12 protein-coding genes are annotated in these 14917 nt (G+C 37.4%); 6 read left to right on the top strand and 6 right to left on the bottom strand.

Annotated features, from left to right (window positions below; genetic code table 11):
- Window positions 1-7: 7 nt before the first annotated feature.
- Complete coding sequence (locus tag A5482_RS11740; RefSeq protein WP_069791077.1) at window positions 8-835, bottom strand: ABC transporter permease; 828 nt, start codon at window positions 833-835, stop codon at window positions 8-10.
- Window positions 836-1106: 271 nt separating this feature from the next.
- Between A5482_RS11740 and prmC the strand changes: the two genes are divergently transcribed.
- From prmC to A5482_RS11725, 3 genes are all read left to right on the top strand, one after another.
- A complete protein-coding gene (gene prmC / locus A5482_RS11735; protein WP_069791078.1) occupies window positions 1107-2003 on the top strand; it encodes a peptide chain release factor N(5)-glutamine methyltransferase in 897 nt (298 codons plus the stop codon).
- A gap of 218 nt (window positions 2004-2221) precedes the next feature.
- On the top strand, window positions 2222-3667 hold the full coding sequence (gene purF / locus A5482_RS11730) for an amidophosphoribosyltransferase (protein ID WP_069791073.1): 1446 nt from the start codon (window positions 2222-2224) through the stop codon (window positions 3665-3667).
- Window positions 3668-3743: 76 nt separating this feature from the next.
- The gene (locus tag A5482_RS11725) at window positions 3744-4526 is read left to right on the top strand and encodes a PD-(D/E)XK nuclease family protein (RefSeq protein WP_069791074.1); all 783 of its coding nucleotides are present in this window, start codon (window positions 3744-3746) and stop codon (window positions 4524-4526) included.
- A gap of 24 nt (window positions 4527-4550) precedes the next feature.
- Here A5482_RS11725 and A5482_RS11720 read toward each other — a convergent pair whose 3' ends face one another.
- From A5482_RS11720 to A5482_RS11700, 5 genes are all read right to left on the bottom strand, one after another.
- Window positions 4551-5447: an NAD(P)-dependent oxidoreductase gene (locus tag A5482_RS11720; RefSeq protein WP_069791075.1), complete on the bottom strand. Its 897-nt coding sequence runs from the start codon at window positions 5445-5447 to the stop codon at window positions 4551-4553.
- Between the two features lie 32 nt (window positions 5448-5479).
- Window positions 5480-5761 (bottom strand): ArsR/SmtB family transcription factor, encoded by a 282-nt coding sequence (locus tag A5482_RS11715; RefSeq protein ID WP_083260443.1) that lies wholly within the window; start codon window positions 5759-5761, stop codon window positions 5480-5482.
- A gap of 1148 nt (window positions 5762-6909) precedes the next feature.
- Window positions 6910-8217 carry an NF041680 family putative transposase gene (locus tag A5482_RS11710; protein ID WP_446684748.1) on the bottom strand — a complete coding sequence of 436 codons (1308 nt, stop codon included), beginning with the start codon at window positions 8215-8217 and terminating at the stop codon, window positions 6910-6912.
- A 251-nt stretch (window positions 8218-8468) separates the two neighbouring features.
- Window positions 8469-8891 (bottom strand): response regulator, encoded by a 423-nt coding sequence (locus tag A5482_RS11705; RefSeq protein ID WP_069789821.1) that lies wholly within the window; start codon window positions 8889-8891, stop codon window positions 8469-8471.
- Window positions 8888-10348 carry a DASH family cryptochrome gene (locus A5482_RS11700; protein ID WP_069789822.1) on the bottom strand — a complete coding sequence of 487 codons (1461 nt, stop codon included), beginning with the start codon at window positions 10346-10348 and terminating at the stop codon, window positions 8888-8890. Before A5482_RS11700 ends, A5482_RS11705 begins: the two co-directional genes overlap by 4 nt.
- A 275-nt stretch (window positions 10349-10623) precedes the next feature.
- Between A5482_RS11700 and cysC the strand changes: the two genes are divergently transcribed.
- From cysC to A5482_RS11685, 3 genes are all read left to right on the top strand, one after another.
- Window positions 10624-11157: an adenylyl-sulfate kinase gene (cysC, locus tag A5482_RS11695; RefSeq protein ID WP_069789823.1), complete on the top strand. Its 534-nt coding sequence runs from the start codon at window positions 10624-10626 to the stop codon at window positions 11155-11157.
- A gap of 70 nt (window positions 11158-11227) precedes the next feature.
- Window positions 11228-11974 (top strand): TIGR00297 family protein, encoded by a 747-nt coding sequence (locus tag A5482_RS11690; protein ID WP_069789868.1) that lies wholly within the window; start codon window positions 11228-11230, stop codon window positions 11972-11974.
- Between the two features lie 114 nt (window positions 11975-12088).
- Window positions 12089-14839 (top strand): cation-transporting P-type ATPase, encoded by a 2751-nt coding sequence (locus A5482_RS11685; RefSeq protein ID WP_069789824.1) that lies wholly within the window; start codon window positions 12089-12091, stop codon window positions 14837-14839.
- Window positions 14840-14917 lie beyond the last annotated feature (78 nt).

Genomic DNA, 14917 nt, shown 5'->3' with positions numbered 1-14917 from the left:
ATAAAATTTAAAGTAAATCAATAAAAGCCGATTTACACCGTTGAAAAAAGAACCAACCAAAAGCAAGAATAATTATACCACCCAGAAAACTTCTCACAAAAGATTCTATGCTAGGTATGGTTGACTGTAGGCTAATTTCTCTCAAATTTTCAATAATCGGTACTAAAGGATTGAGATGTAAAAAAGGCTGTATATTTTCTGGTACAATTTCCGCAGGATAAAACACAGGGCTAGTAATCCAGACAATAAAAGTAGCAATTTCGTAAAAGTAGCCTAAATCCCGAAAAAATACATAAAGGGCAGACATCAACAAACCTACCCCCGTACACACTAACACAAGGGCAAAAAACGGTAATAACAACAAAGGTACATAAAAAATATTCTGGGAGTTAACCAAGGTTACGATAGCAAGGAGAGGAAAAGAGCCTACCAAAAATTGAAATACATTAACCCCAATCATCGTCAAAGGGAATACTGGTAAGGGTAAACGAATTTTGTTAAGTAAACTTCCATTGGCTACAATACTTCCTAGGGCTTGGCTAGTAGAGCCACTAAAAAAGTTAGTAATTAATAATCCTGTAAAGGCCGCCAAGGTATAGTTAACAATAGAATCTCCATAATAGGAGGCAAAAGTAGCCCCGAAAATAGCTGTATATAACCCCGTCATGGTTAAAGGATTTAACAATGACCAATATACCCCTAAAAAAGAACCTCTGTAACGGGTATGAAGGTTTTGAGGTATTAACACGGCTAATAACTCTAGGTATCGTTGGGCGGTGGACCAAAAAGATGTTTTTTGTAATACTATCCAATGCTTTTTGAGAGCTACAACCATGAAATAATTTAGAAAAAGGTTAAGGGTTAAAATGTCTGGCAATCATTGTATCTTACAATAGGTTATTTGTTTTTGCCATGGACGGAGGTGTTGGGCAATGAATGGGAGAATGTTGAATTTATTAACGGCATTGGAGAGAGGAGAGGATATAAAACGATAAATTGAGGAGGGGAAAACAGGTTAATTTTTTCTTATTTATTTTTTCTAAAATTTACTTATTAAATTACTTTTGATTTTTGATACTTTATTTTTAACTAAAAAAATACTTTTCATGTTTGAACAAGAAATTTCTGGATGTGATTTATTTTCATGGTACAAAGAAGCAAGGGCGATCGCCCTTGATAAAGATATATCTATAGGAGAGTTGCATTATATTTTAGAGGAATTTACTGCTTTAGATAGTCTTTCTATTAGGTTACAAAATTATCAACATAAAGAGAAGATTTTAAGCAAAAAAACTTTATTAGAACTAACAGAAATATGGAAACTAAGAACAGAAAAAAAACATCCTATTCAATATTTAATTGGTAAATGTTATTGGCGAGATTTAGAGTTAAAAGTAACCCCTGATGTTCTCATTCCTCGTCCCGAAACGGAGTTAATAATTGATATAGCCCTACAAGTTACCCAAGATTTTCCTATGCTCAAAACTGGACACTGGGCGGATTTGGGTACGGGAAGCGGTGCGATCGCCCTTAGCCTAGCCAAAACATTTCCCCAAGCCCATATCCACGCCATCGACAAAAGCCCTAACGCCCTAAGCGTAGCCCAAGAAAATGCCCAAAACTTAGGCTTAACCGAAAAAATAACATTTTACAACGGAAGTTGGTTTCAGCCTCTCTCTAGGCTCAAGAAGAGCTTTTCTGGCATACTTTCCAACCCCCCCTACATCCCCTCTGATATAGTTCCCACCCTACAACCAGAAGTAGCCAACCATGAACCAAAAAGTGCCCTCGATGGAGGAAAAGACGGCCTACAAAACATCAAAATTATTATCAATCAAGCACCAGAATATTTACAAAAAAACGGACTTCTGATCATAGAAATCATGGCAGGACAAGCCCCCGAAGTGTGTAAAATATTAGAATCAACCAACCAATATCACTCCATCAAAAGCCATGCCGATTTAGCCCAAATCCAAAGATTTGTAATAGCTCAAAAGCATTAGAAAAAATGACTTCCTTTAACAAGGGGCACGGGGCCCCTTGCCTAATTCCTGACTCGTGACTCCTGATTCCTGATTCCTTGCCCACTGCCCCCACACCGTTCAGAATTTCGATTAAGAATAGGTTAAAGAAAATAGTGGGAAACAGAGTAAAGAATGATAAGATTAGATGGAGAATAACTATCACCCCAGCCGAGTAAGTAGGAAGAGAAAAGTTAAACATGAACTCTAACCATCAACTAGACTACCGCCCAGATAAACCCGAAGAAGCCTGTGGCGTATTTGGTATTTATGCCCCCGAAGAAAATGTTGCCAAACTAACCTATTTTGGACTCTATGCCCTACAACACCGAGGACAGGAATCTGCTGGAATAGCCACCTTTGAAGGGGAAAACTGTTACTGTTACAAAGACATGGGCTTAGTCTCCCAAGTATTTAACGAGTCAATTCTCTCCAACCTTACCGGCCAAATAGCCGTAGGACATACCCGTTACTCCACCACAGGATCAAGTTTACAAGCCAACGCTCAACCTGCGGTTGTTGACACCCGTTTAGGAAAACTAGCCCTTGCCCACAACGGTAACCTAGTTAATGCCGTAGATTTACGCACCGAATTAATCAAGAGAGATTGTCAATTTATCACCACCACCGACTCCGAAATGATTGCTATTATGGTGGGTAATGAAGTTGATAGAGGAAAAGACTGGGTTGAGGCCGCCATCAGTGCTTTTGCTTGGTGCAAAGGAGCCTATAGCCTCGTTATTGGTACTCCCCAAGGGATAATTGGTGCCAGAGATTCCAATGGTATTCGCCCCCTCGTGATTGGGGCATTAAAAGAGGATAATCTTACTCGTTACGTTTTAGCTTCCGAAACCTGTGCGCTCGACATCATTGGTGCAGAATATGTTAGAGATGTCGAACCGGGAGAGCTAGTTTGGATTACCGAAGAGGGTTTATCCTCCCATCATTGGGCAACCCCTGAACAGAAATTGTGCGTTTTTGAGATGATTTATTTTGCCCGTCCTGATAGCATCATGGGCAATGAAAGTCTTTACGCCTATCGTCTCCGATTAGGGGAACAACTGGCGAAGGAATCTGCCGTGGAGGTAGATTTGGTAATGGGTGTACCCGATTCAGGGATTCCCGCGGCCATCGGTTATTCTCGTCAAAGTGGCATTACTTATCAAGAAGGATTGATCAAAAATCGCTACGTAGGTAGAACTTTTATTCAACCTACCCAACACATGAGGGAACATGGAATAAAAATGAAACTAAATCCCCTCAAAGATGTCTTGGAAGACAAAAAAATTCTCATCATCGATGATTCTATCGTTAGGGGTACCACTAGCCGTAAAATTGTTCGAGCATTGAGAGATGCAGGGGCGAAAGAGGTACATATGAAAATTTCTTCTCCTCCTGTTACCCACCCTTGTTTTTATGGCATTGATACCGACAGTCAAGATCATCTTATCGCCGCTAATATGTCTGTTAAGGAGATTGAAAGACAAATTGAGGTAGATTCCCTTGCTTATTTATCAGAGGAAGGGATGTTAAAGGTTACTAAGGAAAATCCCTTACATTTCTGTACTGCTTGTTTTAATGGTAATTATCCCATTACTATTCCTGATGAGATAAAGCGTTCTAAGTTAATTTTAGAAAAAGCGTAGTGGGTTAATTGATAATTGACAATGGATAATTGATAATGAAAAAGTTAATTGTCCATTTTTCTATATCACAGTGAAAATGTATCAATCCTTATCGCAAACTCATCTTAATCTTTTTGAAACTTGTCCCCCTATTTTTCAAAAAAGATATGTAGAACAAATCAGCACTATTCCTAACCTTGCCCAGGAGGAAAGAAGTGAGTGGGGGAAAAAATTTCACCTTTTAATGCAACAGTATCATCTAGGGTTATCCTTGGATGATTTTGTTTATGAGGATATTTCTTTTCAAAAGTCTTTGCAAGCCCTTGTTAATGAGACTCAAAATATTTGGACTTCTTCGGAGGTTTTGGCACGGGAGGCTGAATATAAGTTACAACTAAAGTTTAAAAGTTATATTTTTACGGTTATTTATGACCTTTTAATTTTATATCCAGATCGAGCTGTTATTTACGATTGGAAGACATTTTTGCAACGTGAAAAGAAAGATAAGTTAATCAATAATTGGCAGACAAGATTATATTTATATGTTTTAGCGGAGAAGATGAATTATAGTCCATCTCAATTGAGTATGACTTATTGGTTTGTGAAGTTACCGCACAAACTCCAGAGTATGACGATTCAATATAATGAGGCTATGCACGAAAAAAATCGTCAAGATATTAATAATATCCTTGATAAAATAGACGAATCTATGGATAGCTACTTTGATTTTAGTTTAGATTTTGGGCATATAAAAAACTGTGAGAAAAAATGCCCTTATTATCAGTCATTGATGGAAGATAGTTCATCAAATAATTCTATGAGTGAGTTGAAAAGGTTGCCTAATAATTTAACAGAAGTAGAGGAGATTAATCCTTTTTAAAAGTTTTTGTCAGGTTTTGTTACCTTAATCATAGTTGTTATAGGCTTTTATCATGGCTTGAGTGCCTTCTAAATAACCATTATCATCGTCTAGGTGGGCGACTTGGTTAAATAGTTGTTGGGCTAGGTTTATGCCTGGATAATTGTCTATGTCTTCCATCACTTCTTTGACTAGCCGTAAGTCCTTGAGGATATGTTTTATCATAAAACCAGGTTGATAGTCTTGGTTAATGATTTTGGGGGCAAGATTGCTTAATGCCCATGAACCCGCAGCGCCTGTGCTACAAACATCTACAATAAGGGTAGGGTCAATATTTTGTGTTTTGGCTAGTTGTAGGGCTTCACAGAGGGCAACCATATGGAGGGATGCTAATACTTGATTACACAATTTTACGGCCTGTCCACTGCCGACTTCTCCGCAGTAGGTGATATTTTTGCCGACTATTTCGAGGTAGGGTTTAATCTCTTCAAAGTCTTGTTTGTCTCCTCCCACCATGATGGTAAGGGTGCCATTTTTTGCGCCTATGTCTCCCCCTGATACGGGTGCATCCATAAAACGAATGTTATGGGATTGTAGTTTAAGGGCGATCGCCCTTGCCCCCTGAGAACCGATGGTGCTAAAATCAACGATTATACTGTGGGGAGAAGCATGATTGACAATACCATTATCCCCGAAGATAACTTCCTCCACGTCAGGAATATCTCCTAAGCAGGTAAAAATAATTGAGGCAGATTCTACGGCCTCCTGAATTGAGTTGACTATGGTTGCCCCCGATTCCCTAACACTTTCTAGCCCGGGGCGATCGATAGTACGATTCCATGCTTTGATAGATAGGTTATGATGGGCAAAATTTACAGTCATAGGTGCCCCCATAACGCCTAAACCTAGGAAAGCAATCTCATTCTTCACTATCGCAACCATTGTTCAACTCCCTTTTTTTCATTTTGATTTTATCAGTCCATGGCAAAATCAGCTAAAGACTTCATTAAAACCTGAAATTGAAGCGGATTAAGACGGTAATATATCCAGCGGCCTTCCTGTCTCGTTTGTAATAATCCAGACTCCCTCAACACTCGAAGATGAAAAGATAATTTTGGCTGGGCAATTTTCAAAGCAAGACAAATATCTCCCACACACATCTCTTTTTCCTGTAATAAATTTATCACATTAAGTCTTATGGGGTCTGACAAAGCACGAAAACAGCTTAACATACCACTCAAATCTGAGGTTGGCATTGATGACATTCTTAAGTTATATAAAATGTAGTTAAATATTGAGAATAATTTATTTTTTATTCACATATTAATATAATAAACATTATCGACCTTTTTTATGAAGATCTAATAAAGATTTTATAAAGATAAGTTTAATTTTATTAACCACATATTTTATTAATCATATATAAATAATAATCTATATGTTTTTAGTGGTCACCACTCTAAACGAGGATAAATAATCTAAAATTGATATAAAACCGTATTAAAACAATAGTGTATCGAAATATACAAAAATCTTCTTCTATTAGTTCTTCGCAAAAATAAATATCTTGTCACTTAATAATCGCAATTTTTATGAAGAGAAAGTCTTTCTAATTTTATGGCAAGTAAATATGAACAAAATAGAAAAAAATAATATATGTAAAACATACATATTAAAACACTTTATAAAAGAAAAAATGTCTTTATTATATTTCATATAAAAAATATTTAGACATATTTTAAAAATATATTTACTAATAAAAAAGTAGTTGAAAAACTTTTCTTTCAAATTATTGAGATTTATCTTTTTATTATTTATTTAAGGCTAGTGTAAGTAGGTTGGCGAAATTAATCATAGCTCTTATTTTATTAAGACTCTTATAAACAAAACGTTTAAACCCCTTGCCTAAATCGATTTAATTATGCCTACTTACTTATGTAAGCAAAAAGAATAGGAAATTTAAGGTAAACATAAAAAGTACCGATAAATAGTTGATAAAGAATAAGCAAAAGCAAAGAGATAGTTTCTTTTTCTTCGTCGCAGCAAAATATTCAGCTATAGATTAAAGTATTTATAATAGTAACTTGAAACAGTTTTAAATTATTCAATATAATCTAAGAATAATAGTACAATATATTATTCTTAGAACATTACAATTTAGTCTAAGTAAGTAGGCATAATTAAATCGATTTAGGCAAGGGGTTTAAACCCCTTGTTCATAAGAGTTTTAATAAAATAAGAGCTATAATTAATTTCGCCAACATACTTAATGGATAGATATTGAGCAAAAACTAAAATAAAGTCATAACTGTAGTTTAGACTAAGAAAAAATTGTAAGAGAATAAGTGAGCTAACAAAGATTAGCTCAAAAACGCTATAAATGAATTTAATAATGGCTTAAAAGTTATTTTTTTGGTCTTTTTTTAGTCTTAGATAAACGCTTTTTAACCGTAGGATAAACTTTAGCTTTGTTTCTTTTTCGACCTTTAGGCCAGCCATGGGATTTTCCCCGACTTTTAGGAGAAAGGGTAGGACTTCCAATGTCCATCAATAATGAAGTCATAGACAGAGCCACTCTTCCGGGGGTTAAATTCTGTTGAGGTTTTTGCCATGGCAGATGATATTCTTTGACTAAATCCTTGGATAACCATAACTGCCAAGTAATATTGACAATTAAATTGCTCCACCTTTGACAACTCTCAGGGGTGCGAAAATGGGGTAACGTCCAATGTAATCTTTGCTTGGCGAAACGATACCAGTGGTCCACACCAAATCGTCGGCTGTATTGAATCCAAATATTGGAAGAAGATAAAAATTGCTCTCCCACCCAGATTAACCACAGTGGGCGATGTAAAGCACCAGTTTTTTTCTGCTTCAATCGTTCAATTTTAAACAGGGTTAGCTTTTGTGAAGGGGCATTGTAGAAATGAAGTTCTTTCCATTTACTCATCCGTATTGTTCCTAGGGATGAGTCTTCCATTTCTAATATTTCATGGGCATGGGGAAAATGGTCACATTGATTTAATTTCAACTTTGCCCCATGTTTTTTCGGTCTGCCTCTACCGCTATAGGCTGGAGGATTACCATAAAGACATAGATTAGAACGTACTCTAATCAACTTACTGATTTCAATATCTGCGGTTTGCTTAATAAATTTGCCATTGCCATACTCACAATCCAACACCACCAATTTCGGTTTATTTTCTGGCAATTTTCTACACACTTGCCTTAGTTGCCATGTTGCTTTACCCAGAGGATTTTCAAAGGATGTGATTCTTTCATGTCTTAAAGGTAATGCCCAACTTCCTTTCTCATTCAATGGTGGTAACCAAGCGATGGTGCTATATCCTTGTCCTATGACCGATGAATTGATGGATGACGAAGAATATTGATAACCTCTATCTTTCATGGTGGGACTATCTTCAAACTTCCACTGAGTATGATCTATACCTAGTAATGTATATTCTAAGGTGTCTATTTCTTGAATATATCGTTTCATCAATTTGTTGCTGTTCGGACGACAATCTTTTATGGCTTCATAGGTACTACACCATTGCCGATGGAAAAAAGGTGATAAAGAAAAATCTGCCAAACTACGAGCATTTTCCGTGGTCATAACACTATCCATCAATTGAAAAGTGGCATCTTTACCTTTGACTAACATTTCATAGGTGTCATGACGGAAATTTTCCAGTCTGCTATATTTGTTCATAGAGAGAAGATTTTATTTGTGCTTATTTATATTTTCTCTCTATTTTTCTTTTATGTCTTGTCCTTCCTTGCTCCACTTTCCATTTAGTCTAAACTACAGTCATAAAATATACTATGAAAACAAAAAACTCTATTTTTGAGAAATACTCATCAGATAAATATTAATCAAAAAAAAGAAAAGGTAAATTCATAGGACATAAATACAACTGTCCACCAAAAAACTACCCTTTCAATACCTTAAATAACTCTCAATTAATAATCTTTTTCTTGAAGTTTCCACTCCCCAGTAATAAAAGTTTTTACCTCTCTAACAAATTCATCTTGATTAATAATAGGTTTTGTAATGTAACCATCCGCGCCACTGAGATTTAAAAAATTTTCTCTATCTCCTTCCATAGCATGGGCGGTAATTAAAACAACAGGAATATCTTGGGTGAGGGGATTGGCTTTTAGTAATTGAGTTATCTTAATACCATCCACTGGCTCACCATCATAGTAACTGTTGGATAAAGATACGTCCATTAAAACAACTTTTGTTACCCCAGAATTTGCTACCTTCAAAACCTCATCAACATTTTCTGTGCCAATAACATTTAATCCTCCTCTTTTGGTGAGAATTTTGGAGAAAACTTTTAAATTAATGGGATCATCTTCTACAATTAGGACTGTGGTCATGGAGTATTAGCCAAATAAACTTTTTCGTTGTGTTTGACAGATTTAAAAAAATCCACCATGGGACGAGGATAATTTACTCCTAATTGTACCTTAAATTGTTTTTGTTCTTCCTTTGATAATTTCCACGGTTCGTGAATTTTTTCTCCTTTGATAGTCTCAATTTCTGGTAACCAATGGCGTAGATAGTCTCCTTGATAGTCATAGTCTTTGGATTGTTTCGGAATGTTGAAATAACGAAATCCACGGGCATCGTTACCTACCCCGGCAGTGTAATTCCAGTTACCCCAGTTACTACACACATCGTAATCAATCAGCAGAGATTCAAACCATTCAGCGCCCATTTGCCAATTGATACCGAGGTTTTTTGTCAGGAAACTGGCAACATTTTGCCTACCTCGATTGGACATAAACCCTGTGGTTTTTAATTCTCTCATGTTGGCATCTACGAGGGGATAACCTGTTTTACCTTCACACCATAACTCGAATAAGTCTTGGTTTTCTTGCCAAGGTATATCAATATTTTGCAATCCTGATTTGTGAAAGATACTATTACCGTATTTTAGGCAGGTAAAGCGGAAAAAGTCTCGCCACAATAGTTCAAAAATTAGCCAATAGGTGGAGTCGTTTTTGACTCTTTCTTGTTCATATTTTTCGATTTCGGTATAAATTAGACGGGGGGAAAGGCAACCTTGGGCTAACCATGGGGAAAATTTGGAGGAGTAGTCACCCCCTAACATACCGTTACGGGTTTTTTTGTAACTACTAATATTGTCTGTTTCCCAAAGATAATATTTCAGTCTATGGAGGGCTTCAGTTTCTCCGCCCACAAAGGTTAATACCCCTCTGTTATCTTTTTCAAATTCTTTCAAGCCTAAGTCGGAAAGAGTGGGAATTTTACCTACATCAATATTTGCTGGTAGAGGGGGTAAGGATGAGGGGGTTTTGAAGGTGGTATATACTTCGGCTTTTTTTTCTACTTGTTTTCTAAAGTGGGTGAATAAATCCGGTAATTCTTTTATGCTAAAGGGTAAGTCATCGGGAAAATAGAGGGTGCTTTGCCAGAAGGTTTTTACTTTTACTTGATTTTTTTCTAAAATTGTGGTCAATTTTTTCTCAATGGCGATTTCTTCGGCGGTGGCTTCTTCGGAAAAATAAACTTCTGAGATTTGATATTGTTCAACAATTTTTAATATTTTATCTTCAGTTTTTCCTTTTTTTACTATTAAGTTACTACCTATTTTTTTTAGAGATTTTTGTAAATCTGTTACGCTTTCTATGATGAATTTTGCTCTAAATTGTCCTGTTTTTGGAAAGCTAAATGATGTTTTGGTATAAGTGCGATCGTCAAAACAGTAAAAAGGAATTATGTGTTTAGGCTCGGCTGACACTGATCTATATATACATTCTTGGTCATGTAATCTTAAGTCATTACGAAACCAAATTAAAATATTACTCATGAGTCAAAAAGTATGATTGCAATTAAAATATATTAATTTATTATACATACTTTTATTATATTTAGGATAGCAATAAAATAAATATATAAGCTAAAATATAGCTTTACATTAATCATAAAATATTTATTACAAAATAAAAATTAAATATAAAATAATAAGAATAATTCAACGTATTTTAATTATCAATTATCAATTATTCATTGTCAATTGTTAACACACCCTGTAGAATACATTAAGCAAAAATTGACTATAAAAATTAATAAATTAGCAAAGTAATGGAGCATAAAGGCGTAACAGTTTGGTTTACAGGGCTTAGTGGTGCAGGAAAAACCACCATTAGCCAAGTAGTAGCACAAAAACTTAAGGATGCAGGCTATAAATTAGAAGTTCTTGATGGTGATATTGTACGGACTAATTTAACTAAGGGACTAGGTTTTAGTAAAGAAGATAGAGACGAGAATATTCGTCGTATTGGGTTTGTGTCTAACCTGTTGACTCGTAATGGTGTAATTGTTATTGTCTCGGCCATTTCTCCTTATCGTGAAGTTAGAGATGAAGTGAGAGGCAAAATAGGTAATTTTGCGGAAGTATTTGTAAATGCCCCCCTTGCTACCTGTGAGGAAAGAGATGTTAAGGGTTTATATAAAAAAGCAAGATCTGGGGAAATTAAAATGTTTACGGGTGTTAGTGATCCTTATGAGGCTCCTTTAAATCCTGAAATTGAGTGTAGAACAGATTTAGAGGAATTGGATGAGAGTGTTAATAAAGTTTTACAAGGGCTAAAGGATTTAGGTTATTTAGCTGATTAATAATTCCTTTTAGGTGGGTAATGCCCACCTTTTTTTGTTCAAATAAACAACCTGAATGGGAGAGTTTAAGATGAGTATCAATTTTGATTGGTCAAATCCTTGGTTAGTGGGTATTGCTATTAATACAGTGTTAATCAGCTTGGCTTTTATCTTGCCGAAAAAACTCTTAACGGTGGCTGGTTATCTGAATGCTTGGTTGTTGGGGGTTATTGTTTGGGGTTGTCTAAATTGGCAGGGTTATGTGGTCGTTTTATTTTACTTTTTTGTGGGTTCGAGTGTAACTCGCATTGGCATGAAGGAAAAACAAGAGCAAGGTATTGCGGAAAAAAGGGATGGGGTAAGGGGCCCTGAAAATGTGTGGGGTAGTGCTTCGATTGCGACTTTTTGCGCCCTTGGTTATTTTTTTATTTCTCCTGTGTGGCAACCATTAATGGTTTTGGGTTATGTGGCGAGTTTTGCGACTAAGTTATCGGATACTTGTGCTTCGGAGGTGGGAAAGGCTTATGGTAAGCGGACTTTTTTGATTACTACTTTTAAACCTGTGCCTAGGGGTACGGAGGGGGCTGTTAGTCTTGAGGGTACTTTGGCGGGGGTTTTGGCTAGTGTAGTTATTGCTTTTTTGGCTTATGTGTTGGGTTTGATTAGTGTTATGGGAATTTTGATATGTGTCATTTCGGCTTTTGTGGCGACAAATTTTGAGAGCTTTGTGGGGGCTACTTTTCAGGAAAATTTTGATTGGTTAACTAATGAGGTGGTTAATATTATTAATACTTTTGTGGGGGCTGTAGTGGCGATCGCCCTTGGATATATTCAATAATTGATAATTAAAAATGGATAATTAATAGTTAACTTTTACTTTTATATCCTCATCCGCTCATCACTTCATGACTCATATAGAATAGGTTCAATAATATCTATATTTGGTGACAATATGAGTTCTATTACCAAGAATACCTATCATGATGTACCTGACCATGAATTGGGTACTATTTTTGCTACGGATTTAGAGCAAGGCTTAACCCCAGAAGAAGTGGCAAACCGTTATGGAACATATGGATATAATGAGCTAGAGGCAAAAGCTGGGAAGCCCCAATGGCTGAAATTTATCTTACAGTTTAATCAACCCTTACTATATATCCTCATCATTGCAGGAACTATTAAGGCTTTTTTAGGCTCTTGGACGAATGCTTGGGTGATTTGGGGTGTCACTTTAATTAACGCTATTATCGGCTATGTGCAAGAAGCCAAGGCAGAAGGCGCCATCAACTCTTTATCTAAATCTATCACCACCGAAGCCACGGTATTTAGAGAAGGACAAAAAATTCGTTTACCCTCAAAGGATTTAGTGCCGGGGGATTTAGTACAGTTAATGTCGGGGGATAAAGTACCCGCTGATGTGAGATTGTTGGATATTCGTAACTTACAGGTAGATGAATCTGCCTTGACAGGGGAATCGGTACCCGTCCAAAAAAACCTCCAAATTTTGCCCTCAGATACTCCCCTAGCCGATAGAATCAACATGGCCTATGCAGGAACTTTTGTCACCTTTGGGCAGGGTACAGGCTTAGTGGTGGCAACGGCGAAGGATACGGAAGTGGGTAAAATCTCACAATCCATGGACAAAAGCGTTAATTTGATGACTCCTTTAACCCGAAAATTTGCTGAGTTTAGCCGTGTCTTGTTATACATCATCCTTGCACTAGCCAGTTTTACCTTTTTCGTCGGTATTGGGCGAGGAGAGCCTCCCGAGGAGATGTTTGAGGCTGCGGTGGCTTTAGCAGTGAGTGCTATTCCTGAAGGTTTACCTGCGGTGGTAACCATTACTTTGGCTATTGGGGTAAATCGTATGGCGGCGAGAAATGCGATCGTCAGAAAATTACCTGCGGTGGAGACTTTGGGAGGGGCTACCGTTATTTGCTCAGATAAAACGGGTACTTTGACGGAAAATCAGATGACGGTACAGGAAATTTATGTAGGGCAAGAAAATTATGAGGTTACTGGGGGTGGGTATAGCTCTAAGGGTGAAATTCAACGAGGGGAGGAAATTATTAAAGATTTACCCTTTGCACTCCAAGAATGTTTGATGTGTGGTTTACTGTGTAATGATTCTCAACTTAAGCGTAAGGATAAGTATAAAATAGTGATGGGAGATCCCACGGAGGGAGCTTTAATCACCGTTGCTTCTAAGGCTGGTTATAGTCAATCCCATTTTAATAATACTTTTTCTCGTCTTGATTCCATTCCCTTTGAGTCGGATTATCAATATATGGCGACTCTCCATGATACTAGCGAACATCATCCCGATACCCCCAGAGTTATTTATGTTAAGGGTTCGGTGGAAAAAATGCTAGAACGGTGTACCCAAGCCTATGATCTCGAAGGGCGAATTGTTGATCTCGATCGCACTGCGATCCTCGAACAGGTGGAAGTCATGGCATCAAAAGGTTTAAGGGTATTGGCTTTTGCCCGTAAGGTAGCCCCTGACCATCAACATTCCATCGACCATGATGACCTTGAGAAAGACCTTATTTTCATCGGTTTACAGGGTATGATTGATCCTCCCCGTGCCGAGGCGATCGCCGCTGTCCATGCCTGTCAGGATGCAGGAATACAGGTAAAAATGATTACAGGGGATCACATTGCCACCGCCACTGCGATCGCCCATCGTCTTGGCATCAACAAAAACGGTAATCTACTCAGTTTTGAAGGGAAACAAATTTCCAAAATGGAACCCCATGAACAAGAACAAGCGGTCATTGACGGTTCCGTATTTGCAAGAGTTGCCCCCGAACAAAAATTACAACTGGTTGAAATCCTCCAATCTCAGGGGGATGTGGTCGCCATGACAGGAGATGGGGTCAATGATGCCCCCGCCCTCAAACAAGCCCAAATAGGCATCGCCATGGGCAAAGCAGGAACCGATGTGGCAAGGGAATCATCGGATATGTTATTGACAGATGATAACTTCGCTTCCATCGAGGCCGCCGTGGAAGAAGGGCGCACGGTATATCAAAACCTCAAAAAAGCCATTGCTTTCCTCCTTCCCGTCAACGGGGGAGAATCCATGACTATCCTTATTAGTGCATTACTCGCCAGAGATTTGCCCATTCTTTCCTTACAAGTATTATGGCTAAATATGATCAACTCCGTCACCATGACAGTACCCCTCGCCTTTGAGCCGAAATCCCCTGACACCATGAAACGTCCTCCCAGAGATCCCAATGAAGGGTTACTTTCGGGTAATTTACTTAAACGGGTTTTGGCAATCTCCGCCTTTAACTGGATTCTCATTTTTGGGATGTTTGAATGGGCGCTAGATTTTTATAGTGATGCTGACAACACCTTGGCGATCGCCCGTACTATGTCCATTCAAGCCCTTGTTTTAGCCCGAATTATCTACCTTATCAGCGTCAGTGAACTAGGAAATTCCCTCATTGCCAAATTGAAAGGACAAGATATTTCCCTTGGTAACGTGTCCGCCATTTCCTACGGCATTATAGGGGCTGTGGCATTACAAATCGTATTCAGTCAAGTTCCCTTCATGAATACTCTATTTCGCACTGCACCCTTAAGCATAAATCAATGGTTAATCTGCCTAATTCCCTTATTACCAATGATTCCTGTGGCTTTATTAGTCAATAAATTTTATCCTCCTCACTTTTCACCCCTAGAAGAAGAATAAATAACCAATTTCGTAAGGTGGGCATTGCCCACCATCAAACATTTTAAATTCTAAAAAGAAAATTGATTTTTTATTAGT

Source organism: Cyanobacterium sp. IPPAS B-1200 (genome assembly GCF_001747005.2).
In the GTDB taxonomy this organism is placed as follows: Bacteria; Cyanobacteriota; Cyanobacteriia; order Cyanobacteriales; family Cyanobacteriaceae; genus Cyanobacterium.
Note: the sequence above shows the minus strand (reverse complement) of the source record. Positions and strands in the feature narration are given on the sequence as shown.

Coding starts and splice junctions, on each gene's coding strand:
- prmC (WP_069791078.1), top strand. CDS start 1,107: ATGTTTGAACAAGAAATTTCTGGATGTGATTTATTTTCATGGTACAAA.
- A5482_RS11710 (WP_446684748.1), bottom strand. CDS start 8,217: ATGAACAAATATAGCAGACTGGAAAATTTCCGTCATGACACCTATGAA.
- cysC (WP_069789823.1), top strand. CDS start 10,624: ATGGAGCATAAAGGCGTAACAGTTTGGTTTACAGGGCTTAGTGGTGCA.
- A5482_RS11720 (WP_069791075.1), bottom strand. CDS start 5,447: ATGGTTGCGATAGTGAAGAATGAGATTGCTTTCCTAGGTTTAGGCGTT.
- A5482_RS11690 (WP_069789868.1), top strand. CDS start 11,228: ATGAGTATCAATTTTGATTGGTCAAATCCTTGGTTAGTGGGTATTGCT.
- A5482_RS11700 (WP_069789822.1), bottom strand. CDS start 10,348: ATGAGTAATATTTTAATTTGGTTTCGTAATGACTTAAGATTACATGAC.
- A5482_RS11705 (WP_069789821.1), bottom strand. CDS start 8,891: ATGACCACAGTCCTAATTGTAGAAGATGATCCCATTAATTTAAAAGTT.
- A5482_RS11685 (WP_069789824.1), top strand. CDS start 12,089: ATGAGTTCTATTACCAAGAATACCTATCATGATGTACCTGACCATGAA.
- A5482_RS11715 (WP_083260443.1), bottom strand. CDS start 5,761: ATGCCAACCTCAGATTTGAGTGGTATGTTAAGCTGTTTTCGTGCTTTG.
- purF (WP_069791073.1), top strand. CDS start 2,222: ATGAACTCTAACCATCAACTAGACTACCGCCCAGATAAACCCGAAGAA.
- A5482_RS11740 (WP_069791077.1), bottom strand. CDS start 835: ATGGTTGTAGCTCTCAAAAAGCATTGGATAGTATTACAAAAAACATCT.
- A5482_RS11725 (WP_069791074.1), top strand. CDS start 3,744: ATGTATCAATCCTTATCGCAAACTCATCTTAATCTTTTTGAAACTTGT.